Source organism: Amycolatopsis jejuensis, from assembly GCF_000717335.1.
Lineage (GTDB): Bacteria > Actinomycetota > Actinomycetes > Mycobacteriales > Pseudonocardiaceae > Amycolatopsis > Amycolatopsis jejuensis.
Map to the genome: position 1 here is coordinate 13,264 of NZ_JNYZ01000023.1, position 26,841 is coordinate 40,104.

At 68.8% G+C, this 26,841-nt stretch carries 23 protein-coding genes; 10 read left to right on the forward strand and 13 right to left on the reverse strand.

Annotation, left to right across the window (positions count from 1 at the left end):
• The 3 genes from OO71_RS29485 to OO71_RS29495 are packed head-to-tail and all read left to right on the forward strand — an operon-like array spanning position 1 to position 3,733.
• A complete protein-coding gene (locus OO71_RS29485) occupies positions 1–942 on the forward strand; it encodes a carbohydrate ABC transporter permease (RefSeq protein ID WP_033293214.1) in 942 nt (313 codons plus the stop codon).
• Complete coding sequence (locus tag OO71_RS29490; RefSeq protein WP_245633819.1) at positions 942–1,832, forward strand: carbohydrate ABC transporter permease; 891 nt, start codon at positions 942–944, stop codon at positions 1,830–1,832. Before OO71_RS29485 ends, OO71_RS29490 begins: the two co-directional genes overlap by 1 nt.
• 20 nt (positions 1,833–1,852) lie before the next feature.
• Positions 1,853–3,733, forward strand: coding sequence for a beta-L-arabinofuranosidase domain-containing protein (locus tag OO71_RS29495; RefSeq protein WP_033293215.1), 1,881 nt, complete (start codon positions 1,853–1,855; stop codon positions 3,731–3,733).
• A 107-nt stretch (positions 3,734–3,840) separates the two neighbouring features.
• Here OO71_RS29495 and glpK read toward each other — a convergent pair whose 3' ends face one another.
• Positions 3,841–5,346 carry a glycerol kinase GlpK gene (gene glpK, locus OO71_RS29500; RefSeq protein ID WP_033293216.1) on the reverse strand — a complete coding sequence of 502 codons (1,506 nt, stop codon included), beginning with the start codon at positions 5,344–5,346 and terminating at the stop codon, positions 3,841–3,843.
• 22 nt (positions 5,347–5,368) lie between these two features.
• Positions 5,369–6,121, reverse strand: coding sequence for an MIP/aquaporin family protein (locus OO71_RS29505; RefSeq protein WP_063740132.1), 753 nt, complete (start codon positions 6,119–6,121; stop codon positions 5,369–5,371).
• 198 nt (positions 6,122–6,319) lie between these two features.
• Between OO71_RS29505 and OO71_RS29510 the strand changes: the two genes are divergently transcribed.
• Complete coding sequence (locus tag OO71_RS29510; RefSeq protein ID WP_156096604.1) at positions 6,320–8,089, forward strand: glycerol-3-phosphate dehydrogenase/oxidase; 1,770 nt, start codon at positions 6,320–6,322, stop codon at positions 8,087–8,089.
• A 1-nt stretch (position 8,090) separates the two neighbouring features.
• Here the strand turns inward: OO71_RS29510 and OO71_RS29515 are convergent, their stop codons facing one another.
• On the reverse strand, positions 8,091–8,624 hold the full coding sequence (locus OO71_RS29515) for a GNAT family N-acetyltransferase (protein ID WP_156096605.1): 534 nt from the start codon (positions 8,622–8,624) through the stop codon (positions 8,091–8,093).
• Between the two features lie 160 nt (positions 8,625–8,784).
• On the opposite strand from OO71_RS29515, the gene OO71_RS29520 reads away from it, so the two are divergent.
• Positions 8,785–10,257 (forward strand): class I adenylate-forming enzyme family protein, encoded by a 1,473-nt coding sequence (locus OO71_RS29520; protein WP_033293218.1) that lies wholly within the window; start codon positions 8,785–8,787, stop codon positions 10,255–10,257.
• A 4-nt stretch (positions 10,258–10,261) separates the two neighbouring features.
• Here the strand turns inward: OO71_RS29520 and OO71_RS29525 are convergent, their stop codons facing one another.
• From OO71_RS29525 to OO71_RS29550, 6 genes are all read right to left on the reverse strand, one after another.
• The gene (locus tag OO71_RS29525; RefSeq protein WP_033293219.1) at positions 10,262–11,050 is read right to left on the reverse strand and encodes an SDR family oxidoreductase; all 789 of its coding nucleotides are present in this window, start codon (positions 11,048–11,050) and stop codon (positions 10,262–10,264) included.
• 32 nt (positions 11,051–11,082) lie between these two features.
• Positions 11,083–12,345 (reverse strand): sensor histidine kinase, encoded by a 1,263-nt coding sequence (locus OO71_RS29530; RefSeq protein ID WP_033293220.1) that lies wholly within the window; start codon positions 12,343–12,345, stop codon positions 11,083–11,085.
• Positions 12,330–12,716 carry a DUF1707 SHOCT-like domain-containing protein gene (locus OO71_RS29535; RefSeq protein ID WP_033293221.1) on the reverse strand — a complete coding sequence of 129 codons (387 nt, stop codon included), beginning with the start codon at positions 12,714–12,716 and terminating at the stop codon, positions 12,330–12,332. Before OO71_RS29535 ends, OO71_RS29530 begins: the two co-directional genes overlap by 16 nt.
• Positions 12,717–12,724: 8 nt before the next feature.
• The gene (locus OO71_RS29540; protein ID WP_033293222.1) at positions 12,725–13,252 is read right to left on the reverse strand and encodes a DUF1707 SHOCT-like domain-containing protein; all 528 of its coding nucleotides are present in this window, start codon (positions 13,250–13,252) and stop codon (positions 12,725–12,727) included.
• 54 nt (positions 13,253–13,306) lie between these two features.
• A complete protein-coding gene (locus OO71_RS29545) occupies positions 13,307–15,097 on the reverse strand; it encodes an acetyl/propionyl/methylcrotonyl-CoA carboxylase subunit alpha (protein WP_033293223.1) in 1,791 nt (596 codons plus the stop codon).
• Positions 15,098–15,199: 102 nt separating this feature from the next.
• Positions 15,200–15,493 carry an SAV_915 family protein gene (locus OO71_RS29550; protein ID WP_033293307.1) on the reverse strand — a complete coding sequence of 98 codons (294 nt, stop codon included), beginning with the start codon at positions 15,491–15,493 and terminating at the stop codon, positions 15,200–15,202.
• A 50-nt stretch (positions 15,494–15,543) separates the two neighbouring features.
• On the opposite strand from OO71_RS29550, the gene OO71_RS29555 reads away from it, so the two are divergent.
• Complete coding sequence (locus tag OO71_RS29555; RefSeq protein ID WP_033293224.1) at positions 15,544–16,263, forward strand: hypothetical protein; 720 nt, start codon at positions 15,544–15,546, stop codon at positions 16,261–16,263.
• A gap of 530 nt (positions 16,264–16,793) precedes the next feature.
• On the opposite strand, the gene OO71_RS29560 is transcribed toward OO71_RS29555, so the two are convergent.
• The 4 genes from OO71_RS29560 to OO71_RS29575 all read right to left on the reverse strand — a co-directional run bounded on the left by OO71_RS29560 (position 16,794) and on the right by OO71_RS29575 (position 22,496).
• A complete protein-coding gene (locus OO71_RS29560) occupies positions 16,794–18,146 on the reverse strand; it encodes a dicarboxylate/amino acid:cation symporter (protein WP_033293225.1) in 1,353 nt (450 codons plus the stop codon).
• A 103-nt stretch (positions 18,147–18,249) separates the two neighbouring features.
• Positions 18,250–18,861: a Maf family protein gene (locus OO71_RS29565; RefSeq protein ID WP_033293226.1), complete on the reverse strand. Its 612-nt coding sequence runs from the start codon at positions 18,859–18,861 to the stop codon at positions 18,250–18,252.
• Positions 18,862–20,284: 1,423 nt separating this feature from the next.
• Positions 20,285–21,898 (reverse strand): DHA2 family efflux MFS transporter permease subunit, encoded by a 1,614-nt coding sequence (locus OO71_RS29570; protein ID WP_084145381.1) that lies wholly within the window; start codon positions 21,896–21,898, stop codon positions 20,285–20,287.
• Complete coding sequence (locus OO71_RS29575) at positions 21,879–22,496, reverse strand: PadR family transcriptional regulator (RefSeq protein WP_033293308.1); 618 nt, start codon at positions 22,494–22,496, stop codon at positions 21,879–21,881. The genes OO71_RS29570 and OO71_RS29575 overlap by 20 nt, the downstream gene beginning before the upstream one ends.
• Positions 22,497–23,259: 763 nt before the next feature.
• Here OO71_RS29575 and OO71_RS29585 point away from each other — a divergent pair.
• The 4 genes from OO71_RS29585 (at position 23,260) to OO71_RS29600 (ending at position 26,840) form a co-directional block, all read left to right on the forward strand.
• Positions 23,260–23,961 carry a tyrosine-protein phosphatase gene (locus tag OO71_RS29585; protein ID WP_033293309.1) on the forward strand — a complete coding sequence of 234 codons (702 nt, stop codon included), beginning with the start codon at positions 23,260–23,262 and terminating at the stop codon, positions 23,959–23,961.
• Between the two features lie 90 nt (positions 23,962–24,051).
• Entirely contained in the window at positions 24,052–24,420 is a 369-nt protein-coding gene (locus OO71_RS29590; protein WP_156096607.1) for a hypothetical protein, read from the forward strand.
• 126 nt (positions 24,421–24,546) lie between these two features.
• Positions 24,547–25,611: a PLP-dependent cysteine synthase family protein gene (locus OO71_RS29595; RefSeq protein ID WP_245633825.1), complete on the forward strand. Its 1,065-nt coding sequence runs from the start codon at positions 24,547–24,549 to the stop codon at positions 25,609–25,611.
• Positions 25,608–26,840 (forward strand): MFS transporter, encoded by a 1,233-nt coding sequence (locus OO71_RS29600; protein ID WP_033293231.1) that lies wholly within the window; start codon positions 25,608–25,610, stop codon positions 26,838–26,840. The genes OO71_RS29595 and OO71_RS29600 overlap by 4 nt, the downstream gene beginning before the upstream one ends.
• The last annotated feature ends 1 nt before the right edge of the window (position 26,841 follow it).

Consider the following 26,841-nt stretch of genomic DNA (forward strand, 5'->3'; position numbering starts at 1 on the left):
ATGACGACCACCCTCCCGTCCCGGCCCGCGGCGGCCCGGCCTCGCCGGAAAGCCGCGGGCACCGGGGCGCGCACCACCGGCAGGCCGCTCACCGGGCTGCTGTTCGTCACGCCGACCGCGCTGATCGTGATCGCATTCTTCGTGGTACCGCTGGGAATCATGCTGTTCATGTCGCTCAGCGACTGGCCGCTGCTCGGCTCTCCCAGTTTCGCCGGGTTCGACAATTACGCGAAGATCTTCCACGACAAGCTGTTCCTGTCGGCCATCACGTTCACGCTCGTCTACACCGGAATCACCACGGTCGTGGTATTCGGGATTTCCTTTGTGCTCGTGGCGATTTCGAACAGCCCGCGGCGTGGCGCGAAGTTCTACCGCACGGCGTTTTTCCTGCCGTATGTGCTCGGTACCGCGTCGGCGGCATTGTTGTGGGGCGTGGACGCGAACGACCAGGTCGGCGTGTTCAACCGGATTCTGCAGGACCTCGGAATCCTGAGCGAACCGGCGGGTTTCCTTGCCACGCCGGCAAAAGCGCTGTTCACCGTGATCGCGATGGTGGTGTGGAAGTTCATCGGGTTCCAAGTGGTGGTCCTGTTGGTCGCGTTGCGGTCGGTGCCGGCGGAACTGTACGAGGCAGCGAAACTCGACGGCGCGAATGCGTGGGCCAGGTTGCGGTACATCACACTGCCGTACCTGCGACCGACGCTCACTTTGCTTTTCATGCTCTCGGTTGCCGGTTCCGTGCTGGCCTTCGACCAGTTCTACGTACTCACCCAAGGTGGCCCGGCGAATTCGACCGTCACGGTGGTGCTCGATCTGTACAACACGGCTTTCAGTCATTTCAAGCTCGGTACCGCGGCGGCGATGTCGGTGGTCCTGCTGATCGCCTTGGTGTTGATCAATGCGGTTCAGTTGCGGTTGCGTCGTGAGAAAGGGGATGCGTAGTGGTCGCGGTGCTGGGGGAGGCCCGGCCGCGCCAGGTGTCCGGACGGCCGTGGAGCGAGCGGGCGCTGCGGCTGATCGGGTACCACGGCGTGGGATTGACACTCGCGCTCGCGTTCCTGTTCCCTTTGGTGTGGGCGTTCATCAACTCCGTGAAGACGCCCGCCGAGGCGAATGCCATTCCGTCCACCTGGCTGCCGCACGCGCTTTCGCTGGGTAACTACGCGTCGCTGCTCAAATTCGGCGCGGGACTCTGGACGTATCTCGGCAACAGCATTGTGCTGGCCGCGCTGGTGGTGGTCGGCACGGTAGTGGTGTGCGTCCTCGGCGGGTACGGCTTCTCCCGGTTCCAGTTCCGCGGCCGCAACCTGCTTTTCGCGGCCACGCTGGCCATTCTGATGGTGCCGTACGCGACAATCCTGGTTCCGCTGTACATCGTGCTTGGCAAACTCGGTTTGCAGAACAGTGTATTCGGGCTGGCCATCGTGCTCATCATGTTCCAGCTTCCGTTCGGGATGTACATGATGCGCAACAGTTTCGACTCGGTCCCGCGCGAGCTCGAAGAGGCGGCGCTGGTGGACGGTTGCTCGAATTTCGGTGCCCTGTGGCGAGTTTCGCTGCGGATCGTGATGCCGGGTATCATCACCGTCGCCTTGTTCTCGTTCCTGGCCTCGTGGAACGAATTCCTGGCACCCTTGATCTTCCTGCAGGACGGCGATAAATACACCTTGCCGATCATGCTGGTGAACATCAGCGCCGGTGACTACGGCACGGTCGACTACGGTGCACTGCAGGCCGGTGTCGTGCTCTCCGCGCTCCCGTGCCTCCTGCTTTACCTGTTCCTGCAGCGGTTCTTCGTCGGCGGTCTGCTCAGCGGCGCGCTGCGCGGCTGAGTGTGGAAGGAGTTTCCCGAGTGAGACGCGCAACCGGTTCCTGGTCCGAGCTGCCGCTCGGCGCCATCCGGCCGTCCGGCTGGCTGGCCGACCAGCTGCGGCTGCAGGCGAGCGGGCTGACCGGCCGGCTCGAGGAGGTGTGGCCCGACGTCGGCCCGGACAGCGAATGGCTCGGTGGCACCGGCGAGAACTGGGAACGCGGACCGTACTATGTGGACGGACTGCTGCCGCTCGCGCACGTCCTCGACGACGCGCAATTGCGGGCCAGGGCGGAGAAGTGGGTCGAAGCGATCCTCGGCAGCCAGCGTGCGGACGGGCAGTTCGGGCCGAAGTCCAATGAGGACTGGTGGCCGCGGATGGTCGCGCTCAAAGTGTTGATCCAGCACGCGGACGCGACCGACGACGAACGTGTCGCCCCGTTCCTCGAACGCTACTTCCGTTACCAGCTGGAGCACTTGCCGGACCGTCCACTTGCGAGCTGGGGCGCGGCAAGGGGGGCGGAAAATGCGTTGGCGGTGTATTGGCTTTACCGCCGTACCCAAGAATCCTGGTTGGCTGACCTCGGCCGGTTGCTGCTGGCGCAGACGTCGGACTGGGTCACGTTCCTCGGCAAGGAGCTCACGCCGGGCCCGACGCGGCAGATGCAGCACCTCAAACATTGCGTGAACGTCGCAATGGGACTGAAGAAGGCGGCGGTCGAGTACCTCTTCGACAGCCAAGAGAGCCATCGCGCCGAGACCCGTGACATGTTCGCGAGCCTGGATCGCTTGCACGGCTTGGTGCACGGCGTGTTTTCCGGCGACGAATGGCTGGCCGGACGCGAACCACACCACGGAGTGGAGACGTGTCAGGTCGTGGAATTGATGCGTACCCTCGAAGAAGTCACCGCGATTTTCGCCGACGGCAGCTATGGCGATCTTCTCGAACAGGTCGCGTACAACCTGCTCCCGGCGTCGAACGACCCGCGTATGCTGGCGCATCAGTACCACCAGCAAGCCAATCAGGTGCTGGTTTCCTTCGCGCAACGCGATTGGACGTACAGCGGGATCGACGCCAATGTCTTCGGCCTTGAACCGCAATTCGGCTGCTGCACGGCGAATTACCACCAGGGCTGGCCGAAACTGGTGCGCTCGTCGTGGCTGGAAACGTCCGACGGGCTTGCAGCGGTTACGTATGCACCGTGCACTGTGTCGACGGCGATCGGCGACCAGCCGGTGCGGCTTTCCGTGCTCACCACGTATCCGTTCGAAGAGACCGTCGAAATCTCCGTGGAGACACCGAATCCCACCGAGTTCACGCTGCACCTCCGAATTCCTGGGTGGTGCTCCGAGGCGACCCTGGAGGTGGCCGGGGAAGCCATCGCGGTGCGCCCGGACGAACGCGGCTACCAGGCTGTGCGACGGCAGTGGAAGGACGGAGACCGCGTCCGGCTCGTGCTGCCGATGCGCCCGCGCACGGTCGCGCGGGACAAGGGCGCGGTCGGCGTCCGGCTCGGTCCGCTCGTGATGGCGTTGGGAGTGAAGGAAGTCTGGCGTCCGGTGCCGGATCACCCCGGCCCGGCGGAATGGGAGATCACCCCGCGGTCGGCGTGGAACATCGGGCTGTGGCTGGACGATCCCGCGCGGATCGACACCTGGGAAGTCGAACGCCGCCCGGTCGCGGCGGTGCCGTTCACCGCAGCCGACGCGCCGGTGGTGGTGAAGGCGAAAGGTGCCCCGATTCCGGAGTGGACAATGGTGGCGAACTCCGCCGGACCGCTGCCGCAAAGCCCGGTCGCCGCGAATCTGCCGATCCACCAGGTACTGCTGATCCCGTACGGCTGCGCCCGGCTGCGGGTCGCGGAACTGCCGGTGATCACGCAGGTCGAAGGCGCCGAGGACGACACCGGCGTGCACCCCTGAAGCCCGCTGAAGCCCCCTGAAGCCCGCTGAAAGTCGGTGGAAGTCCGTGAAGGGAACCATGAGGGAATCTAATTCCGTGATGGTTCCCTTCACGGACAACGGGCGGCTCAGTCGACCCAGTTGAAGGTCTTCGTGACTGCCTTCTTCCAGTTGGCGTACTCCGACTCCCGGCGGGATTCGTCCATCGCCGGGTCCCACTGCTTGTCCTTGGCCCAGTTCGTGCGGATGTCGTCCTCCGACGACCAGAAGCCGACCGCCAGCCCGGCGGCGTATGCGGCCCCCAGCGCGGTGGTCTCGTTCACCACCGGACGGATCACCGGTACGCCGAGAATGTCCGCCTGGAACTGCATGAGCAATTCGTTCACGACCATTCCGCCGTCCACCTTCAGTGATTTCAGCGGCACCCCCGAATCGGCGTTCATCGCGTCGATCACCTCGCGCGACTGGAATGCCGTCGCCTCCAGTACTGCCCGCGAAAGGTGGCCCTTGTTGACGAATCGGGTGAGCCCGACGATCGCCCCCCGTGCGTCCGAACGCCAATACGGCGCGAAAAGCCCGGAAAACGCGGGTACGAAATATGCGCCGCCATTGTCGTCGACGGTCCGCGCGAATTCCTCGATCTCGGCCGCGGATGAGATCAGCCCCAGGTTGTCTCGCAGCCACTGCACGAGTGAACCGGTGACCGCGACCGAGCCCTCCAGCGCGTACACCGTGTCGTTCGACCCGATCTTGTAGCAGACCGTGGTGAGCAGCCCGTTTTCCGACAGCACCTTCTCGGTACCGGTGTTCAGCAGCACGAAGTTCCCGGTGCCGTAAGTGTTCTTGGCCTCGCCGGGAGACAGGCACGCCTGGCCGAACGTCGCCGCCTGCTGGTCGCCGAGGATACCCGCGATCGGCACCCCGGCCAGCGCACCGCGTTCGCGGACCTTGCCGTACTCCTCCGACGACGACCGGATCTCCGGCAGCATCGACAGCGGAATCCCCATCTCCCCGGCGATTTCCGCGTCCCACTGCAGGGTGTCGAGGTCCATCAGCAGCGTGCGCGACGCGTTGGTGGGGTCGGTGACGTGCACGCCGCCGTCCACCCCGCCGGTCATGTTCCACAGCACCCAGGTGTCCATGTTGCCGAACACCAGGTCACCGGCCTCGGCGCGGGCCCGGACGCCCTCGACGTTGTCGAGGATCCACTTGATTTTCGGCCCGGAGAAATACGTGGCGAGCGGCAGCCCGGTCTTGGTGCGATACCGCTCCTGCCCGCCGCCGAGGGCGCCGAGCTCCCCGACGATCTTGTCAGTACGCGTGTCCTGCCAGACAATGGCGTGGTACACCGGTTTCCCGGTTTTCCGGTCCCACACGAGCGCGGTCTCGCGCTGGTTGGTGATGCCGACCGCGGCGATGTCCGCGGGCCGCAGGTCGGCCTTGGCGAGCGCACCCGCCGCGACCGCGCGCGTGTTTTCCCAGATCTCCTCGGCGTTGTGCTCGACCCAGCCCGCCTTGGGGAAGATCTGCTCGTGCTCACGCTGGTCGACCGAGACGACGCGGCCGGAGTGGTCGAAGATCATGCAGCGCGTCGACGTGGTGCCCTGGTCGATCGCGGCGACGTACGAGGTCATGGGTTCCCTCCGCAAAACTGGGTCAGGTCAGGTTGTGCACGGCCAGATACACGAGCGCGGCCAGCGCGCCACCGGCGAGCGGCCCGATCACCGGGACCCACGAGTAGTTCCAGTCGGGGTCGCGCTTGCCCTTGATCGGCAGCAGGAACGCGTACGCGATCCGCGGGCCGAGGTCGCGGGCGGGGTTGATGGCGTACCCGGTGGGCCCGCCGAGGGAAATACCGATCACCAGCACCACGAACGACACCCCGGCGTACCCGAGTGCCGAGTTGCCGAACGTCGGCACGCCGTCCTGTCCCGGCGCGGAGAACACCGGGCTCAGCAGGATCCAGCCGACCAGTACGAACGTACCGATGATTTCCGTGACGAGGTTCCACGGCTTGTTGCGGATCTGCGGTGCGGTGGAGAAGATCCCCAGTGTCTCCGCCGGTTCCGGATGGTCGTCGAACTGCAGCTTGTACGTCAGCCAGCACAGCACGGCGCCGAGGATCGCGCCTGCCATCTCGCCGATCAGGTAGTACGGCACGTCCGCCCACGACACCTTGCCCGAAATCGCGAGCCCCAGCGTGACCGCGGGGTTGAGGTGAGCGCCGGTCGGCGCGGCGATGCTGGCCCCGGCGAACACGCCGAAAGCCCAGCCGAAAGTGATGAAGAGGGTACCCGCGTTGTGGCCGTTGTTCTTGCGCAGCACATGATTGGCCACGACGCCGTTACCCAGCAGCAGGAGTACCGCTGTCCCCAGCAGCTCCCAGACGATGATCGCACCAGGACTCACGTTCGCACCTCCACACTGGACAGTCTGTGCAGGGCCGATCACGTCCGGCCACGGCCTCGTCGCCGACCCCCGTCCGCGGCACGTTACCGGTGCGTACGCGATCGAACCAGGTGCTGACGGCAGGAATGTCACCATGATCGTCTCCGGTTACGCCACACGTGTCACCTCGGGGTCAGCGCGCGATCACCGAGGCGTGCAATGCTGGGGAGGGTGGAGCACGAGGAGGAACGAGTGGTGACGAGTTCGCAGCACGGCGGCGACCCGGCCCGGCTTGGCCCGTCCGGCCGCGAGAATTCCTGGCAGCGGTTCGGCGCGGAAACGTTCGACCTGGTCGTGATCGGCGGCGGGGTGGTCGGTGCCGGAACGGCACTGGATGCCGCGACGCGCGGCCTGCGGGTCGCCCTGGTCGAGGCGCGTGACCTGGCATCCGGCACGTCGAGCCGGTCGAGCAAGCTCTTCCACGGCGGGCTGCGTTACCTCGAGCAGCTGGAGTTCGGGCTGGTGCGCGAAGCACTGCACGAGCGCGAGCTGATGCTCACCAAGATCGCGCCGCACCTGGTCAAGCCGGTGAGTTTCCTGTACCCCCTCACCCACCGGATCTGGGAACGCCCGTACACCGCAGCCGGGTTGCTGATGTACGACACGATGGGCGGCGCGCGGTCGGTGCCCGGGCAGAAACATCTCACCCGCGCGGGTGCCCTCCGAATGGTCCCCGCGCTCAAGCGGTCCGCGCTCATCGGCGGAATCCGGTACTACGACGCACAGGCCGACGACGCCCGGCACACCATGACCGTCGCGCGCACCGCCGCGCATTACGGCGCAGTGGTCCGGACCTCCACCCAGGTCGTCGGGTTCCTGCGCGAGGCGGACCGGATTTCCGGCGTGCGCGTGCGCGACGTCGAGGACGGGCGTGAGACCGAGATCCAGGCCGGCGCGGTCATCAACTGCACCGGAGTGTGGACCGACGAGCTGCAGCGGCTGTCCGGCGGCCGCGGCCGGTTCCGCGTGCGCGCCAGCAAGGGTGTGCACATCGTGGTGGCGCGAGACCGGATCGTGTCGGAGTCGGGGATGATCCTGCGTACGGAGAAGTCCGTGCTGTTCGTGATCCCGTGGCGTAACCACTGGATCGTCGGCACCACGGACACCGAATGGAATCTGGACCTCGCGCACCCAGCGGCTACGAAACACGACATCGACTACCTGCTTGAGCACGTGAATTCGGTGCTCGCTACGCCACTTACGCACGACGACATCGAAGGCGTGTACGCGGGTCTTCGGCCGTTGCTGGCCGGGGAGAGCGAGGAGACGTCGAAGCTGTCGCGCGAGCACGCGGTCGCGCGGGTCGCGCCGGGGCTGGTCGCGATCGCGGGTGGCAAGTACACGACGTATCGCGTGATGGCGGCCGACGCCGTCGACGCCGCGGTGGTCGACCTGCCGGGCCGCCCGCCGTCGTCGATCACGGACAAGGTCCCGCTGCTCGGCGCCGATGGTTACCACGCGCTGGTCAACCAGGCCGACCATCTCGCCGCGGAACACGGGCTGCACCCGTACCGCGTACGGCATCTGCTCGATCGGTACGGCTCGCTGGTACACGAGGTGCTCGCGCTCGCCGCCGGACGCCCGGAGCTGCTCAAGCCGATCGAGTCGGCGCCGGACTACCTGGGCGTGGAGGTCGTGTACGCGGCGAGCCATGAAGGGGCGCTGCACCTGGAGGACGTGCTCGCGCGGCGGACGCGGATTTCGATCGAGTACGCGCACCGGGGCGTCGACTGTGCGGAGCAGGTGGCACGCCTGGTCGGCGATGTCCTGGGCTGGTCGGCGGAGACGGTGCAGCGGGAGGTCGAGGTGTATCGGGCCCGGGTGGAGGCGGAGCGGGAGTCGCAGCTGCAGGGGACGGACGAGTCGGCGGACGCGTTGCGTGCTGCGGCGCCGGAAGCGCGGGCGGGTCTCATCGAGCCGGTGAGCTGACTCAGCTGGGTTTGAGGACCCACCGGACCAGCGGGTCCCCGGTCGGAGACGGCCGGTCCTCCACCCCGACCTGGGTGAATCCGGACCTCGCCGCGACCACGGCCGACGCGATGTTGCTCTCGTCGTGCCGGTACACGATCTCGTGCAGGCCGAGGCCGCCGAAACCGAAGCGGGTGGCGGCGGACAGCGCGACCGCCGCGATGCCGTTGCCCCGTTCTGCCGGATGGGTCCACACTGACGCCTCGGCCATGCCGAACGTGAGGTCGAGGTCGCGGAGTCCGACCTCGCCGAGCAGCCGTCCCGTGGTCGGCTCCGCCACCGCCCACGAGCAGCGTTCGTCGCACGCCCACTGCGCGGCGCGGAGTGCGACGTACTCGGTCGCTTCGTCGAGGGTGCGCAGCTGGTAGTTCAGCACGTACCGGCGGTGCTGCGGGTCGGCGAACGCCTCCATCAGCGCGGCCCGGTCGTCGAGGTGCCGGTCCGCGCGCAGCTGGCGCAGGTAGTACGCGCCCGCGTTGATCTCCACGGGTTCCACCTCACGAGCGTAACCGGCGAAGACCGGGGTCAGGCCGGGTCGCGCGTCACAGCCGCGGGTCGCGAAGGTGAAAGATCAAGGTGAAAGATCATTGCCCGGTCCGGACAGGCCTTCGTCCGGATTGTCCCCTTGGCCGTGGTTGCCCTGGCAGCGTGGCATCATGCCGCACAACGTGACCGGACTCGCGGCCGCGCACGCCCGCGACCACGGATGGGACGACCTCCCCGCCTTCCTAGACGGCGACCGCGTCTGGACCTTCGCCGACGTGTACGCCGGAGCCGCCCGCGTCGCCGGCGGATACCGGGCTGCCGGACTGCGCCGCGGCGATCGGGTCCTGCTCGCGCTTCCGGACAGCATCGACCTGGTCTGGTGCCTGCTCGGCGCCTGGCAGGCCGGGGTCGTCGCGATCCCGGTGAACGTCCGGATGAGCCGGGAAGACCTCACCAGGGACGCGCGCACGGCCGAGCCGGCGCTGATCGTCGCCGGCCCCGAAACAGCAGGCTGGCTCGGCGAAGCCGGACTCGCGCCGGTCACGAACGCCGAGCGGCTGGCCACCGCGGACCCGGACCCGGCGTTCGAGGACGGCAAGGGCCACCCCGCGATCGCGTTGTTCACGTCCGGGACGACCGGTGCCCCGAAACTGTGCTTCTCCCTCCACGACAACTTCGGTTCCGGGGCCACCGGTTTCGGCACCGACCGCGTCGGCGACGTCGGATTGTCGATGTCCCGCATCTGCTTCTCGGTCGGGCTGCACGCCTCGGTGTTCGCCACGATCTGCACCGGCCAGACGTCGGTGCTCGCCGGTGCGCACGCGACCCCGGCCGCCGCGCTCGACCTGATCCGCCGCCACCGGGTCACGACGTTCGTCACCCAGCCCAGTTATCTCGCGCGGCTGCTGCTCGAACCCGGCCACGCCGAGGTACTCGGGCAGCTGACGATGGCGATCTCCGCGGGTGAAGTGCTTTCCGGGCGGCTGCGGGAACAGCTCCTGCCGATTCTCGGCGACCGGCTGATGAATCTCTACGGTTCCACCGAAGCCGGTGGGATCGCGTTCGGCCGTCCGTCGGATTACGTCGTGCCGTCCGCAGTCGGACCGTCGTTCGGCGGGCTGCCGGTGCGCGTCGTCGATGCCGGCGCCCGCGAAGTCGCTCCCGGCGAGCGGGGTGAGCTGCACATCTGGCTCCCGGTCGCCACGCGCGGGGTCACCCGCGGCAGCCTCGGCCCGGACCAGCTCACCGACGGCTGGTGGCCGACCGGCGACCTGGCGGCACTCGACGCGGACGAGGTCGTGCACGTCCACGGGCGGCTCGACGACGTGGAGGTGATCGGCGGGCAGAACGTGGTCCCGGACGAGGTCGAACGGCTGCTGGAAAGTCATCCGCACGTGGCGGAAGTGGCGGTCAGCGCGGTCCGGCGCGCGGCGGGGGACACCACCTTGCGTGCTTATGTCGTGGCTGCTCCGGAGGCGGCGGACCGGGCCGCGCTGGGTGCGGAGCTGATCGAGCTGACCCGCTCGCGGCTGTCGTGGTACAAGGTGCCGCAGGATGTCGCGTGGCTGGATGCGTTGCCCCGCAACGGAAACGGCAAGGTGCTGCGGCGGGTGCTCCGGGCGCAGGGCGAGCAATACGGGTGACGGCTCAGAGGGACCGGCGTGCTCCGGCGTCGATCTCGAAGTTCGCGCCGATCGTGCTTCCCGACAGGGGAGAGGCGACGAACGCGATCGCCGCGGCGATTTCCTTCGGCTCGATCCAGCGGCCGGTGAGCATTCCGGCCTGTTCGGGAAGCACCTTGAGCAACGCGTCGTGCGGCACTCCGGCAGCGCGAGCGAGCGTCTCGCCGACTTCGCCTTCCCACAGCGACGTCCTGGTCGAGCCGGGCGACACGGTGGTCACCCGGATTCCCTCCAGACCCAGCTCGACCGACAGCGCCTTCATACAAGCGTTGAGCGCGGCTTTCGAGACGGCGTAAGGAAGTGGCGTCGCCAGGGCGCCTTGCCGTGGCGTGAGGGCGCCGTCGGAGGAGACGGTGACGACGACGCCTTTGGTGCGCAGCAAGGACGGGACGGAGGCGCGAGTGGTGCGAACTGCGGCCATCAGGTTGAGGTTGAGCAGGTCGAACCAGTCGTCGTCGGTGGTGTCGGCGAAGGCGAGGTGCTCGACGTGGTCCGCGCCGCCGACGTTGTTGACCAGCAGGTCGATGTCCCCGAACTCCACGATGGCCCGCTCGACCAGCGCGTTGACGCCGTCCGCCGTGCGTAGGTCGGTGGTGACCGGAATTGCGCCGGTTGCCGCGAGCTCGGCCGAGACCGTCCGCGAGCCGGCGACCACGCGCACGCCTTCGGCGACGAGTGCTTCCACGGTGGCCAGCCCGATCCCACGGCTGGCTCCGGTGACGACCGCGCGCTTGCCGGTCAGCTGCAGATCCATGCGTCGAAGCTAGCCGCCGGCCACCGATTCCATCAGGTTTTGGGGATGGCGGGGAACTCTGCGTGCACGGCCGTCCCTTCCCCCGGCGCCGATTCGATGCTGAGCGTGCCCGCGACCCGCTGGACGCGTTGCCGCATGGCCTGAAGGCCGAAGCCGGTGCCGTCGCCGCGTTCTCCAGGAGCGAAGCCCTTGCCGTCGTCGCGGACGTCGAGGAGGACGACCTCGCCCGCGTACGTCAGGGTGATCCCGATGCGGGCTGCTCGGGCGTGCTTTTCCGCATTGGCCAAGGCTTCCTGCGCGACCCGGTACAGCGTCACCTCCAGCTCCGGCAGCAACGGCCGCGCGTCCCCCGCGGTCTCGGCCGTGACGGTGACGCCCGACGTGCCGGACACGCGATCGGCCAGCCCCGCCAGCGCTTCCGGCAGATGCGAATCGGCCAGCGGTTCCGGCCGCAACGCCTGTACCGCACGGCGGGCCTCGGTGAGACTGTCTTTCGCCAGCGTGTGTACGTGGTCGAGGTGGCGTTTCCGGTCCTCGGACGCCGTCGCGCGGTCGGCGGCCTGCAGTTGCGTGACGATCCCGGTGAGCCCTTGCGCGACGGTGTCGTGGATCTCGCGGGCCATCCGCTGCCGCTCGTCGAGCACGCCCGCCTGCCTCGCCTGGGTGACCAATTGTGCGTGCAGTTCCGCGTTTTCGGTGAGCGCCGTTTCCAGCCGCGCATTCGTTTCGGCGAGTTTTTCGTTGGTCCGACGGCGTTCCTCGTTCTCCGCGCCGACGAACCACGCGACGTACAGGATCGGCCCGATGATCGAGACGACGGTGACCCACGGCTGGGTATCGGCCTGCCCGGCGCCCTTGGCCAGCAACGGAACCACCGCCGTTGCCGCCGCCGCGAAAATGCTCCAGCGCGGTGGGAACAGCACGAAGGCAATCGGGTAACCGATGGACGCGAAGGCGGTGAACGGGTCCAGCCGCGCGGTCAACGCCGTCGCCCCGGCCAGCAGGACCACGAAAAATCCGATGGCCAGCCACGGTTGCCGCGTGCGCCGCGGGATCACCGGGATCAGCAGCAGCAACCACAGGCCGGTCAGCACGACGAGGACCAGCGTGGTGCGCCACTGCCCTGGATCGCCGTGATCTTGGGTGGCCGCCACGACGGTGCACGCCGCGAGCGCGACGATGCCAACCCCGGCGAAGATCGGACCCGCGCGTCGTTCGGCCCGGGGATCGATGGCGCCCGGTCGCAACCCGATCGTCGGGCTGAGCCGTTCCCGGGTACTCAGCGCCGCCGCCATCCGCTGAGCAGCATCACGACCAGCGGCAGCGCGAAAACGATCAGCAGCCGCCCGCGCGACAGCACCAGCACGATGATGGCCAGCGCGATCGAAAGCGGGACCGCGTACCGCATGGCGAAGCGCGTGAGCGGGCTGCTGCCCGGCGGCGCCAGCACGGGTTCCGGAGGTCGTGGCGTGGCGAGCAGCGCGCTCGGCCGCGGCGAGGGCAGGTCGTCGAACAGCGGGATCAGGTCGCTGACCAGCTTGGCCGCGGTGACCTTCGCCGAGCGGTTGCCGTACTCGTCGATGTCCAGCCGGCCGGTGCGGACGTGTTCGGAGAGGACGTCGAGCGCGTCTTGGCGCTCCGCGTCGCTCAGCCGCATGTCAGCCATGACCTGCCTCAGGGATCCAGCCGGCGCTGCCGCCGGTGCTCGTCCCGCATCCGCCGGAACTCCTCGCGGCGTTCCCGGTGGTGGTCGTGCTGGTGGTCGAAGCTCCTGCCCCAGAGCGCGCGGCCGACCGCCGTGAACGCGATCGGCACGAACACCACCGGCCACGCGGCGGCTCCGGTGGCGATGAGCGCGATCGCGGCGATCCAGACCAGCGGTACCAGCGCCGCGGCCACCCGCTGCCCGGACGACCACTCCGGCTGCCGGGCCACCTCGCGACTCGCGGCAGGCTGCGGTACCGGCGGCGGTTCCGGCGTGGCCGCCACCTCGCCCGCGCCGTACCTCGGATGCGGCGCGGGCAAGTCGTCGAACAGTCCGCCCAGCTCACCACGGGTTTTCGCCGCGGTGATCCGGGCGGACCGCTCGCCGTACTCGTCGATGTCGATCCGCCCCGCGCTCATGTGCTCACCGAGCGCATTCAGCGCGGATTCCCGTTCCTGGTCGCTGATCCGCAGCTGCGGAGACGGAACCTCAGTCACGTATCCGATGGTAGGCCGCTCCGGCGGGCGGCACCCACGACATTCGGCACAACTTCAGTCCTTGAGCTCCAGCAGCTGCGTTCCCTGCGTGACGGCGGCGCCGACCTCGACCGAAAGCCCGGTGACAGTGCCCGCTTTGTGTGCGGTGACCGGGTTTTCCATCTTCATCGCCTCGAGGACCACGATCAGCTCGCCCGCTTCGACGTGCTGCCCCTCCTCGACCGCGATCTTCACGATCGTGCCCTGCATCGGCGCGGTGACCGCGTCGCCACTCACCGCGGCCTTCGCGCCACCCGCGCGCTTGCGGGGCTTGGCCTTGGCCGCGGCCGGGCTGCCGCCTTCGAGCGCGAACCCGCCGGGCAGCGACACCTCGAGCCGGCGCCCGCCGACCTCGACGACCACGTTCTGCCGCGGCGCCTGCTCGTCGGCCTCGACGTCCGGCGCGGTGAACGGCTCGATCTTGTTGTCGAACTCGGTCTCGATCCAGCGGGTGTGCACGCTGAACCCGTTGTCGTCGCCGATGAACGCCGGGTCGTCCACGATCACGCGGTCGAACGGCAGCACCGTCGCCATGCCCTCGACCTCGAACTCGGCCAGCGCGCGGCGGCTGCGTTCGAGGGCGTTGGCGCGGTCGGACCCGGTGACGATGAGCTTGGCGAGCATCGAGTCGAACTGGCCGCCGATCACGCTGCCGGATTCCACGCCGGAGTCGACGCGCACGCCCGGCCCGGTCGGCGCCACGAACTTCGTGACCGTGCCCGGCGCGGGCAGGAAGCCGCGACCCGCGTCCTCGCCGTTGATGCGGAACTCGATCGAGTGGCCGCGCGGCTCCGGGTCCTGCGTGAACCGCAGTTTTTCGCCGCGGGCAATGCGGAACATCTCGCGGACCAGGTCGATGCCGGTGGTTTCCTCCGACACCGGGTGCTCCACCTGCAGCCGCGTGTTGACCTCGAGGAAGGAAATGGTGCCGTCGACGGCGACGAGGTACTCGACCGTGCCCGCGCCGTAGTACCCGGCCTCCTTGCAGATGGCCTTGGCGGACTCGTGGATCCGGGCACGCTGGTCGTCGCTCAGGAACGGTGCCGGGGCCTCTTCGACGAGCTTCTGGTGACGGCGCTGCAGCGAGCAGTCCCGCGTGCCGATGACGATCGCGTTGCCGTGCTGGTCGGCCAGCACCTGCGCCTCGACGTGCCGCGGCTTGTCCAGGTACCGCTCCACGAAGCATTCGCCCCGCCCGAACGCGGCGACCGCTTCGCGCGTCGCGGACTCGAACAGCTCCGGGATTTCCTCGCGGGTGCGGGCGACCTTCAGGCCGCGTCCGCCACCGCCGAACGCCGCCTTGATGGCGACCGGAAGCCCGTGCTCGTCGGCGAACGCGACGATCTCGCCGGCGTCCTTCACCGGTTCCTTCGTACCCGGGACCAGCGGCGCGCCCGCGCGCATGGCGATGTGCCGCGCGGTGACCTTGTCGCCGAGGTCGCGAATGGCCTGCGGGCTCGGCCCGATCCAGGTCAGCCCGGCGTCGAGGACGGACTGGGCGAACTCGGCGTTCTCCGAGAGGAAGCCGTACCCAGGGTGGATCGAGTCGGCGCCGGACCGCTTGGCGGCGTCGAGGATCTTGTCGATCGCGAGGTAGCTTTCGGCCGCGGTGGTCCCGCCGAGGGCGAAGGCCTCGTCGGCGAGGCGGACGTGCGGAGCGTCGCGGTCCGGGTCGGCGTACACGGCCACGCTCTGCAGGCCCGCGTCCTTCGCCGCCCTGATCACGCGCACCGCGATCTCGCCCCGGTTCGCGACCAGGATCTTCGTCACCGGACCGCCTGCGCTCGCGGTGTCCTGCTCGCTCACCTCATACCTCCCGTATCCGTCAGCTCCAGTGCTGGTCAACCGGGAGTCTACGGACCCGGTCATGGCCAGGATTGAGAGTTGGACCACCCGGTGGGGGGCGGGTCATCCGTGCGTGGCGGGGTGCCGCAGCTCGGTGGGGATCTCGGAGTCGAGCACGATGACGTCGTAGGGCCTTGCCTGGTGGATTCGCGGCAGGTGCTCGGTGTTGATCAGGATCCACGGCTGGTTCTCGCCGCAGCAGTCGACGAGCCGGTCGAGCGCGGTGAACGCGACCAGCGCGGTGCGGCCGTCGGGCGTGCGGCGCAGCTCGACGTTGGCGCCGGTGCCGCCGTCGGTGGTCGGGCCGGTCGCTCCGGTCGGCAGGTACAGGGCAGGAGGAAGGTTCGGGTTCGTCACGGGGACAACATAGACGGACACGATGAGCAAGGTCGCTTACAGTCTCGGATATGCGGACTTGGCCCAAGCGGATCCCGCGCTCGATGCTGTTCACCGCCGTGCTCGCGGCAGTGGTCACGGCGGCAGCGCTCGTGGTGGTCGTGGCCCTGCGCCCGCCCCGCACGGAGGACCCCGGCATCGCCCAGCTCGTCCCGGCCGCGTCCGGCGCGAACCCGTCCGCGACCTGCGGCTCGGGCCCGTGCCGCCAGCTGGCCGCAATGACCGTCGGCGGCACCCCGGTGGTCCTGTACGCCGACGCGTCAGGCGGCTGGGGCCGGGTCGAAATCGGCTCGCCCCCGAGCGCCGAGTTCGAACTCGCGATGACCAGCATGGGCGCAAAACTGAACGACAAGTCCCTGCGCTGCATCGACGGGTCCACCCCGGCCTGCCTCATCCGCGGCGACACCGGAGGCGGCGCATACGGCGAACTGCTCACGGCGACTGGCGGGGTATGGCGCAACTTCGGGAAGCCGTACTTCGCGGACGCCGGAACGATCTCGCTGTACGACGTAAGCCAGGACGGCCGCCCGGACGTGATCGTGGTCCGGCACGAGTGCCCGGACGCCACGCCGGGGACGCCGGGTTGCCAGGCTTCGCCGGTGCTGGCGGAGGTCTACGAACTCGACGGTGCGGTCATGGGCTGCACGAATACGGTCACGGCGCCGTCGAATTTGGCGGGGTGGCCGGATGTGCGGTTGAGGGAGAATCAGCTACATCCGTGCACTTCTTGAGTGGCTGTGCCGGTGGAGGTTGTTCTTGGGGTGACACGGGGTTGTGCGTGGGGTGGCGCGGGTTGTGGCTGCGTCGGTGCACGTCGTGACTGACTGCGCTCGTGCACCTCGTTAGTGGCTGCTATGCCGGTGCAGGTTGGGTGTGACTGCGCTTGTGCAGCTCGTGAGTGGCTGTACCAGCGCACGTCGTGACTGACTGCGCTCGTGCCGCTCGTGCCGCTCGTGCCGCTCGTGCCGCTCGTGCCGCTCGTGCCGCTCGTGAGTGGGTGCTATGCCCGTGCAGGTTGGGTGTGGCTCCGCCAGCGCACGTCGTGACTGGCTCCGCCATGCAGCTCGTGAGTGGCCGTGCCGGGCCTTCCGAGACGGCCACTGGCCGGACGGTTGCGATTGGACGGTCGCCAGCCGGATGGAGCGCAGCCGGGCGGCCGCCGATCAGGCGGGCGCCCGGCTGGTCGATTGCCGGTTTGGCGGTTTGCGGTCGGATGGGTCACCGGTTGGACGGTCGGGCGGGTCGTAGCCAGGCGGTCCGGTCAGGCGGTTGCCGGTGCGGTTCCGGGGGCGAGGCCCTCGTCGCCGTGGTTGGGGCGGGTCGTTTGGGTGTGCAGGACTTCGTCGTCGAGCAGGCCTTCGCTCCGTGCGACGATGGTGGGTACCACGATCTGGCCCGCGACGTTCGTGGCCGTGCGCATCATGTCCATGATCGGGTTCACCGAGTAGATCAGCGCGATGCCGAGCGCGACCTGCTTGGCGTCGAGGCCGATGAATGCGGTGGTGAGCGTCAGGGCGGTCAGCCAGCCGGTGGTGCCCGCGGTGGCCAGTGCGCCGAGCACCGCGACCAGCACGATGCCCGCGTACTGCCCGAAGCTCAGCGGCACCCCGGCGAGGTTGGCGATGAAAATCGCGCCGATGGCGGGGAAAACGGCGGCGCAACCGTCCATTTTGGTCGCGCTGGCGAGCGGGGTGGCGAAGGCCGCGTACCCCGGGTCGACGCCGAGGTTCACCGCGGACTGGCGGGTCAGCGGCAGCGTCGCGGAGCTCGACTGCGACGCGAAGGCGAACTGGATTGCGGTACCGGCCTTGGCGAAGAACGTCAGCGGGTTCACCTTCGCGACGAACTGCAGCAGGATCGGGTAGACCACGAACAGCACGAGCAGGCAGCCGACGTACACCGCGATCGTGGTGGACAGCAGCGGGCGGAAGAGGGCGTCGCCGTAGTTCGACACCGCGGCGCCGATCAGGCCGATGATGCCGAGCGGGGCGAGCCGCACGATCCAGCCGAGGTACCGCTGAATGATTTCGAACACGCTCGTGGTGAAATCGACGAACGGCTTGGCCTTGTCGCCGAGGCTGTACGCGGCGGCGCCGATCAGCACGGCCAGGAAGAGCACCTGCAGCGTGCTGCCTTGGGCGAACGCGGAGAAGAAGTTCTGCGGCAGCAGGCCGTTGATGAACGAGTCCCAGGAACCCCAGTGGCTCACGCTTTTCGCGGCTTTGTCGGCGTTCTTCGCGGTGGCCGCGATGCCTTCGCCCAGCCCGCCGGAGCCGGGGTTGAAGAGCTTGCCGATCACGATCCCGATCAGCGACGCGATCAGTGACGTGATCGCGAACCACAGCACGGTCTTGCCCCCGAGCCGCGCGGCGGTGCGGCCGCCGCCGAGGCCGCGCAGGCTGTTGATGCCGACCACGATCGCCGTGAAGACCAGCGGGATCACCGCGATCTGCAGCAGGGTCGTGAAGATCGTGCCGATCTGGTCGAGAGTTTCGGTCAGCCAGCCGGCGCCGGTCGTCCGGGCGAGTACCCCGAGGCCCGCGCCCACGACGAGCGAGCCGAGTACGGCCGCGGCGAACACGCGCGGCTTGGTGTACGTCCTGACGAAGGACATGAGCCACCTTCAGAGGTCGAGAGGTTCCGATGTGGTCCAGGTATGGACCACTGCGGACTCTCCCTGATCACTCGTCCGAGTGACAGTTGTCCCAAGATGTGAACTATTTCCACATCTCGACGACGCTCACGCCCACCTCGGCCAGCAGTTGCCGCACGAGCGGCAGGCTGATCCCGATCACACTCGAGGGGTCCCCTTCGACGCCCTCGACGAACCACCCGCCGAGCGCGTCGAGGGTGAAGGCGCCGGCGACCTGGAGGGGCTCGCCGGTGGCGATGTAGGCGTCGATCTCGGCCTGGCTGGGACTGCCGAAGTGGACCGTGGTCGACCGCGTTCCGGCGGCTTCTTTGGTACGCCGCCCGCCGTCGATCCGGACCACGGCGTGCCCGGTGAGCAGCACGCCGGACCCGCCGGCCATCCGCGCCCAGCGTTCCCGCGCAATGTCGGGCGTGGCAGGCTTCCCGACCATCTCCCCACCGATGAAGAGCATGGAGTCACACGCGACGACGACCGCGTCGAGGTCGGTGATGTCGTCGATCACGGCGTTGGCTTTGGCCTTGGCAAGCGCCGTGACGAGCTCCTCGGGCGCGGGCTCGACGAGCGCCGCCGCGACGGCATCTTCGTCGACGCCGGACACGACGACGACCGGATCGAGCCCAGCCGCCCGCAGAAGGGCAAGCCGGGCGGGGGACTGGGAGGCAAGAACGAAACGCACGCCCCGAACGCTACCTCGGGGCGGTGGTGGGGGTGTTTTTGTGTGGGATTGGTGGGGTGGTGTTGGGCTGGGGCACTTTGCCGTAAGGGCGGCTGCTGTTGGGGCGGTGAGTGTTTGGTCGGCCGGGCTTGCGGGATCGGGTGGTTGGCCGGTGGTTGGTGCGGGGCGGGGTTGTGCGCGGCGTTCGGCACGGCTGGGTGTGCAGCTGGCGGAATCGTCGAGGCGGGGGTGTCGGGCGCTCCGGCGCAGATCGTGAGGCAGCCGGATGAGCTGGGCGTTTTGCCGGGCCGGGTCGGGTGGCCGGGCAGGTCGTTCACCCAGCGCTGCCGGACCCTGGCGACTCAAGCCGGGCGAGGTCAGCCTGAGTCGGAGCGCGTTGGCCCCAGCCTGACCACTTCGGCCCCCAGCCGGATCAATTCGACACCAGTTGGACCAGGTTGGCCCCAGCCGGAGCAGGTCGGCCCCGGTTGGACCAGGTCGGCCCCGGCAGCAGCAGTTCGGCCCAAGCCGGGGCAGACCGGCGCCAGTTGGACCAGTCCGGTCCAAGCCGGAGCGGCTCGGCCCGAACCGCAGCGGTTCGGCGCCAGCTGGATCGGCGGCCGGTTCGCCGCGGGCGCTGCGCGGTGCGCAACGGTGCGGGCGCTGCGTGGTGTGGGACGCCGCGGGCGCTGCGTGGTGCGGAACAGTGCGGGCGCTGCGTGGTGCGGAACGGTGCGGGACGCCGCAGGCGCGGCGCGGCGCGGAACGGTGCGGGCAATGCGTGGTGCGGAACGGTCCGGCAGGCCCCGCCGGGGTGCCTGAATGTCCCCCGAATGGGGCCTGGTGCTGGGGGTGTTGCCGAATCGTGATCCACATCCGGGGTGGGCGGGGTTACTTTTGTTGTAGTCCGCAACATATGGCTCGCCGGGGTTTCCGGGTCCGGCTCGTCGACGGTTGACGCCGGGGAAGGGGCAGGGTTGCCATGACCGTGCGAGTTACGGAATCGACGCCGCCTGTTCGCTCTCGGGTGTTGTGGTGGGGGCGTCCGCGGGTGCCGAAGGGGCGTGCGGAAAGCCGACCGGTTCCCGTGGCGGGGGCGGGTGCCTCGCGGCTTGCTCGGAGTTGAGGGGCGGTGTCCGCGGGGAATGCCGGTGCCGCGCGGTGGGTCGGGGTTCTTGGGTCTGGTGGACGGGTGAGCGGTGTCCGCGGGAAACCGGGGCGCGCGGACGAAGCCGGGGCGTGCGGACAAAGGGCGGGCGTTGTCGTCATGTGTGCGCCGGGGCGGGGCGCGTGTTCCCGGCTGGCGGAAGCGGCGCCTCGAAGGGGAGCAGCAAACGCGGCGGGGCGATTCCTGTTTCCTCCTTGACGTTTCTCTCCCGCGGTAAGGCGTGACGGCCCCGGGCCCGGTTCCCGCGCTGGGTGCGGGGCCGTCACGCAATCGGGTTCAGGACACGGGTTCCGGGGTTTTCGGCGTCGGGGTGTGCGGGTGAGGCGTGACCCGGCGCAGTATCGCGGCCGACAGGACTCCCAGTACCAGCACTGCGATCGGCAGGATCAGGGTCGTCCTCGTGGCGTCTGTCAGTCCACTGTGGACTACCTCGCCGGCCAGTCGTCCGGCTTGGGCGGCAATGTCTGCGGGCAGGCCGGGGATCGGGGCCGGTCCGGCTGACGAGCCGAACTCTCCGGTCGACGCGGCGGCGTGTGCGATGCCCTCCAGGAACGGTGCCCGGTACTGCTCTGGCAACTGCGCGGCCGCGGTTGCTGCCTCGTCGGCGATCGACGTGCTGATGCGGGTCTGCAGCAGCACTCCGATGGCGGCACTGCCCAGCACCCCGCCGACCTGCCGGGCCGTGTTGAAGATGCCCGACGCGGTACCGGTGAGCCGGGGTTCCACCGCCCCCATGGTGAGGTTGCTCATCGGCGAGAAGATGCAGCCGATGCCGAGTCCGCACACCAGCAGGGCCGGGATCAGTTCCCACGGGCTCGTGTCCGGCCTCGCCTGCAGCGCGATGATCCCCATGCCCACCGCGAGCAGCGACAGGCCTGCCATGACCAGGTATTTGCCGTTGATCCGGTCCGACGCGCGGCCGACGAACGGCGCGATCACCCCGGACAGCAGCGACATCGGTGCGGTGAGCAGGCCCGCGGACGTCGGCGAAAGGCCCAGTACCGTCTGTACGTAGATGACCAGCGGCAGGAACATGCCGGTCATCGTGAAGCCGACGGTGGTGGCGGTGAGCGTACCCGCGGAGAAGTTGCGGTTGGCGAACACGGCGAGCGGCACCAGCGGTTCGCGCCGGTTGTAGTGCTGCCAAACGACGAACGCGACCAGCAGCACCACACCGACCGCGATGATCTCGAACACGGTGATGCCGCCGAAGACAGTGCCCCAGTCGTATTGCTGGCCGTTCTGCACGCCGAACACGACGCAGAACAACCCGGCGGCGGACAGCACGATGCCGATGAGATCGAAGGAATGCGAGTGCTTGGGCTGCCAGTCCGGGACCAGCCACAGCGTGAGCCCGATGGCGATGATGCCGATCGGCACGTTCACGTAGAAGATCCACTCCCAGCCGAGGTGCTGTACCAGCACCCCGCCCAGCAGCGGGCCGGTGATCGTGGCCAGCCCGGCCACCCCGCCCCAGGCACCCATCGCGGGTCCGCGTTTCGCGGGCGGGAACAGGTGGGTGATGAACGCCAGCGTCTGCGGCGTCATCAGCGCGGCACCGAGCCCCTGCACGGCGCGCGCGGCGATGAGCATCTCGACGTTGCCGGCCAGCCCGCACCACAGCGACGACGCCGTGAACACGATCAGCCCGGCGAGGAACACGCGCTTCGGGCCGAAGCGGTCGCCGAGCCTGCTGGTGAACAGCATCGGGACGGCGTAGGTGAGCAGGTAGACGCTGATCACCCAGATCACCGAGTTGAGCCCGGCGCCGAGTTCCCGCAGCATCGCGGGCACCGCAATGGACACGATGGTGGTGTCCAGCAGAATCATGAAGAACCCGAGACACAGCGCGCCTAGCGCGCCCCACGGGTTAGCCTGTCTTGCTTGCATTGTCTTCCTTGCTGAGATGAGGGCGGTTTTTCTTGTCCTGGAAGGGGATCCGGCCGCTGTCGAGGCTCTCGTACAGCTGCTCCATCCACGCGAGCTCGAACGTTCGCTGCGCAGCGCGGTAGCGGAAGTCGAGCCAGTAGACCTCGGGTGTGCCGTCGGCCAGCAGCCGGGCGACCACCACTTCCTCGGACGCGACCGCGGCGCGCAGCCGCGTGATCCGATTCCCCAGTTCGGCCAGCGTGGCGTCGTGCCCGAGCTCGTCGATGACGGCGAGCCCGCTGAGCACGTCGGGGTAGTCGGGGACGACGTCGCCGAGCATCTGCCGTCCGCGTTCCTGGAAGGCGTCTTTGCCTGCCGCGGTCATCGCGTACACCGTGCGTTCCGGGCGCCGCCCGTCGCGCTGGGTTTCGACCACGTCGACGTAACCGTTGCGCTGCAACCGATCCACCGTGTGATACAGCGAGCCGGCCTTGAGCTTCAACCGGGTTTCGACGCTGCGTACCCGCATGAGCTGGGCCATTTCGTAGGGGTGCATCGGCCGTTCGTGCAGCAGCTCGAGCACGGCGATCCCCAGTGCCGTGAGCTTGGCCGTGACCATGATCGGTGATCCCTCCAGAAGATCCATTCGAGTGATCCATCGTGGGTTATTCCACGTGGACTGTACGGCGTGGGGCAGATTGGGGTCCAGTGTGATGTGTGCTGGTGAGCGGTCTGTTGCGGTGGGTGACGGGTGGTGCGGTGATGGTGGGAGCGTATCGAGGGGCACCGACAAAAACGGCCGATCGCCTGTTCGAAGGCGGAATCGGGTCCGCTTCGGCGATGCTCTGGGGATGGTGGTGAACAGGGTGGTGACTGGGAGGGGTTTCTTCGGCGCGTGGGGTTTTCGTCGGGGTTGCCGAGGAGTCTGGGGGTTGGATGGCGCGGGTGGGTTTGGACCGAGCGGTGGGCTGGGCGGGCTGCTTCGGTGCGTGGGGCCTTCGTCGGGGTTGCCGAGGAGGTCTGGGGGTCGGGTGGGTTTGAACCGGGTGGTGGGCTGGGCAGGCTTTTCAGTACGCGGGGCATCGGGGGTTGCCGACACGGTCTGAGGGACGGGTGGTGGACCGGGCGAGTGAGTTGGGCGGGCGTTTCAACGCGCGGGTTCTCGGGGGGAGGAGGGAGGCGGTCCGGGGGGCGAGTGGTGTGGGTGGGTTCGACTCGGGTGATGCGGTGGGAGGGTGGAACATGCGGGTCCTCGGTGGGCCGCCGAGGCGGTTCGAGGGATGCGTGGCGGGGGCGAGGTTGTGCCGGGTGGTGCGGTGGGCGGGCTTCCTGAACACCGGTGACCTCGGGGCGCTGCCGAAGCGATCCGGGGGTTGGACGGCGTGAACCGGGCAGTGCGCTGGGAAGGTTTCTTCAACACCCGGGACCTGGGCGGTCTGCCGACCCGATCCGGCGGCCGAACCGCGCAGGCGGGCTTCTACCGTGCAGCCGACCTCCGGTTCGTCACGGACGCAGGCTGGCGGCAGGCGCGGGAATCCGGCGTCCGGACCATCGTCGACCTGCGCAACGCGGCCGAGATCACCACGCCGGGGGCTACCGGGATCTGCCGGATCGAAGTCCCGCTCGACGGCGTCGAGGATGTTGCGTTCTGGCGGCACATCGCCGCTGAGCAGCTCGACGGGAGTCCGCTCTACTACCGCCTCTTCCTCGAGCAAAAGGCCGACCGCTGCGCCGCCGTCCTGACTGCTCTCGCGCGGGCGGAACCGGGCGGGGTGCTGTTTCACTGCGGAGCAGGCCGCGACCGTACCGGCCTGATCGCTCTCCTGTTGCTGGCGCTGGCCGACGTCGAGCCCGAAGCCATCGCGGCCGACTACGACCTCTCGGCGGAAGCCGTCCGGCCGCTTTTCGCTGCGCTGGGTGTCGAGGACCAGTCGCCAGTGATCAAAGTCATCCTCGAGAGCCGTGGAACCACCACCCGCCAAGCGATTCTCGACGTCCTCAGCGGTTTCGACCCCGAGCAGTACCTCCTCCACGCCGGAATGCACCCCAAGGACGTGAACAGCCTTCGCAATCGGCTCCGCTGACCTGGTGCCACCGGACGGACGGCCACGCTTCCGTGGCCGGACGGTCCGCCGTCGTGGTCGGGCAAGGTCAACTTCTGCTAGCTTGCGACCATGCGTGCCGACGTGACTACCGGGCGTCGGCCTCTCGTTCTCGTGATTCTGGTCGGGCTGCTGGTCTTCGCGGTGCTGCATCCGGAGTCCGGTTCCGGGGTCGGCATCGGGCACGGGGCCGGGGTATGGGCGCATTCGGCTGCCGCGCAGGAATGTCCCGGTAACCACGGCCACGGCGAACATCCCGCGCACCCCGTCGCCGATGCGCAGCGCGGCGGACCGGTGCCGGTCGACCTGGCCGGTGTCCTGCCCGGCGGCGTCACACCGGCCGGGGCCGAGACGGCAACCAGCTCGGCGCCGGTGCCGGAACGTCCTCCCGATCCGGGTGGGCGCGCACTTCTCATCGGGCTCGGGATTTCGCGTACCTGAGCGGCGAAAGCGGTGAATCCCAGGGGGTCGGAAACGACACCCGGCTTTGTCCTGCTCGCCGAAAGATCGCCCAAAGATCGAGGAACGATGACACTCTTCGCCCCGCAGACAAGCTTGCCCGCCCGGATGATCACCAGGGCGCCGTACAGCCGATCGCTCGCCCCGGCCGTCGGCAACACCCCGGTGCTCTGGATCGAAGATTCCCCGGCCGGGCACGGTTTCTGGGCCAAACTCGAAGGCTTCAACCCCGGTGGGATGAAAGACCGTCCCGCCCTGCACATGGTCCAAGCCGCGCGCGAACGCGGTGAACTCGCCGACGGGGCACCGATCGTCGAGTCCACCAGTGGCACACTCGGGCTGGGCCTCGCGCTCGCCGGTGGCGTGTACGGGCATCCCGTCACCCTGGTCACCGACCCGGGCATGGAGCCGATCGTGCGGCGCCTGCTCGCCGCGTACGGCACCCGCGTCGAGATGGTGGACCAGCCGCATCCGGTGGGTGGCTGGCAGCAGGCGCGCCGCGACCGGGTCCGGCGGCTCATGGCCGAACACCCCGGGGCCTGGTGCCCCGACCAGTACCACAACCCGGACAACGTCAGCGCGTACCGCACGCTGGCCGACGAGCTCGCCGCGCAGCTCGGCCGCATCGACGTCCTGGTCTGCTCTGTCGGTACCGGCGGCCATTCCGCGGGTACTTTCCGTGCGCTGCAACGGCATTTCCCCCGCCTGCGCCTGGTCGGCGTGGACACCGTCGGTTCGACGATCTTCGGCCAGCCCGCCACGACCCGGCTGATGCGCGGGCTCGGGTCGAGCATCCATCCCCGCAACGTCGACTACGCGGCGTTCGACGAGGTCCATTGGGTGGCGCCGCAGGAAGCGGTCTGGATGTGCCGCCGCCTTGCCGCGACGCACCACGCGAGCGGCGGGTGGAGTGTCGGCGCGGTCGCGCTCGTCGCGGGCTGGCTGGCCCGCAACCACGATCCGGACGTCCGGATCGCCGCGGTGTTCCCGGACGGGCCGCATCGGTACTTCGACACCGTCTACAACGACGATTACTGCCATCGGCACGGACTCCTCGGCACCGCCCCGCCGGCGGAGCCGGACCTGCTCGCCGATCCGGGGGACCGCGTCGTCGACCGCTGGACGCGCTGCCGCCGGATCGTCGACCCGGCCGCCGAAGGAGCGCCGAAGTGAAGCAGTTCGTCCGGCAGTTCCGGTCGTTCGGCAGGCCGAGCAGGCTGCTGATGGTGAACCAGTTCGGCATCAACCTCGGGTTCTACCTGCTCATGCCGTACCTCGCCGGGTACCTCTCCGGTCCGCTCGGACTGGCCGGCTGGGCGGTCGGGCTGGTGCTCGGGATGCGGAACTTCTCGCAGCAGGGCATGTTCCTGGTCGGCGGAACACTGGCCGACCGGTTCGGGTACAAACCGCTCATCGTCGCCGGTTGTCTCCTGCGGACCGGCGGGTTTGCCTTGCTGGGCCTGGTGAACTCGCTGCCCGCGCTGATCGTGGCTTCGGCCGCGACGGGGTTCGCCGGGGCGTTGTTCAACCCGGCGGTACGCGCGTATCTCGCGGCCGACGCGGGGGAGCGGCGGCTCGAAGCGTTCGCCGTGTTCAACGTCTTCTACCAGGGTGGCATCCTGATCGGCCCGATCGTCGGCCTCGCCTTGACCGCCGTGGACTTCCGGTTGACCTGCCTGATCGCGGCCGCGGTGTTCGCGGTGCTCACGATCGTGCAGCTGCGCGCCCTGCCGGAACAGGAGACCGGTGGCGAATCCCGCCGCGAACCGGTGCTCGCGGGCTGGCGCGTCATCGCCGCGAACCGGACGTTCGTGCTGTTCTCGCTCGTCATGGCCGGGTCCTACGTGCTGTCGTTTCAGACCTACCTGGCGTTGCCGATGGAAGTGCGCCGGATCGCACCGTCCGCGGCCGTCGGCGACGTGGTGGTCGCCACGCTGTTCCTCGTTTCCGGCGGTCTGGCGCTGGCCGGGCAGCTGAAGATCACCGCGTGGCTCCGGGCGCGATGGAGCGCCGGGAATTGCCTTGCCGCAGGGCTTTTCCTCATGGCGGCGGCCTTCGTGGCACCGTTGGTGGCGGCTCGCACCGGTCCGGTTGGCGGTGCCATCGCGGTCGTCGCGGCCGCCGCGTTGCTCGCGCTGGGCACCGTCGCGGTGTTCCCGTTCGAGATGGACACCATCGTCCGGCTGTCCGGTGATCGGCTGGTGGCCACGCACTACGGCTTCTACAACACCTTCGTCGGCGTCGGGATTCTGATCGGAAACCTCGGTACCGGCGTGGTGTTCGACCTCGCGCGAGCCGGTGGCTGGCCGGAAGCACCCTGGCTGGGATTGATCGTGATCGGCGCTCTGTGTGCGATCGGGGTGCGGAAGCTCGACCGTTCCCGCGGACTGGTGCAGGTCTGAC

Bases quoted from the DNA above. Each gene is read 5' to 3' on its own strand.
- OO71_RS29485 (WP_033293214.1), top strand. From the start codon at position 1: ATGACGACCACCCTCCCGTCCCGGCCCGCGGCGGCCCGGCCTCGCCGG.
- glpK (WP_033293216.1), bottom strand. From the start codon at position 5,346: ATGACCTCGTACGTCGCCGCGATCGACCAGGGCACCACGTCGACGCGC.
- OO71_RS29510 (WP_156096604.1), top strand. From the start codon at position 6,320: ATGCTGGGGAGGGTGGAGCACGAGGAGGAACGAGTGGTGACGAGTTCG.
- OO71_RS29520 (WP_033293218.1), top strand. From the start codon at position 8,785: ATGCCGCACAACGTGACCGGACTCGCGGCCGCGCACGCCCGCGACCAC.
- OO71_RS29525 (WP_033293219.1), bottom strand. From the start codon at position 11,050: ATGGATCTGCAGCTGACCGGCAAGCGCGCGGTCGTCACCGGAGCCAGC.
- OO71_RS29530 (WP_033293220.1), bottom strand. From the start codon at position 12,345: ATGGCGGCGGCGCTGAGTACCCGGGAACGGCTCAGCCCGACGATCGGG.
- OO71_RS29535 (WP_033293221.1), bottom strand. From the start codon at position 12,716: ATGGCTGACATGCGGCTGAGCGACGCGGAGCGCCAAGACGCGCTCGAC.
- OO71_RS29555 (WP_033293224.1), top strand. From the start codon at position 15,544: ATGCGGACTTGGCCCAAGCGGATCCCGCGCTCGATGCTGTTCACCGCC.
- OO71_RS29560 (WP_033293225.1), bottom strand. From the start codon at position 18,146: ATGTCCTTCGTCAGGACGTACACCAAGCCGCGCGTGTTCGCCGCGGCC.
- OO71_RS29570 (WP_084145381.1), bottom strand. From the start codon at position 21,898: ATGCAAGCAAGACAGGCTAACCCGTGGGGCGCGCTAGGCGCGCTGTGT.
- OO71_RS29575 (WP_033293308.1), bottom strand. From the start codon at position 22,496: ATGGTCACGGCCAAGCTCACGGCACTGGGGATCGCCGTGCTCGAGCTG.
- OO71_RS29590 (WP_156096607.1), top strand. From the start codon at position 24,052: ATGCGTGCCGACGTGACTACCGGGCGTCGGCCTCTCGTTCTCGTGATT.
- OO71_RS29595 (WP_245633825.1), top strand. From the start codon at position 24,547: ATGATCACCAGGGCGCCGTACAGCCGATCGCTCGCCCCGGCCGTCGGC.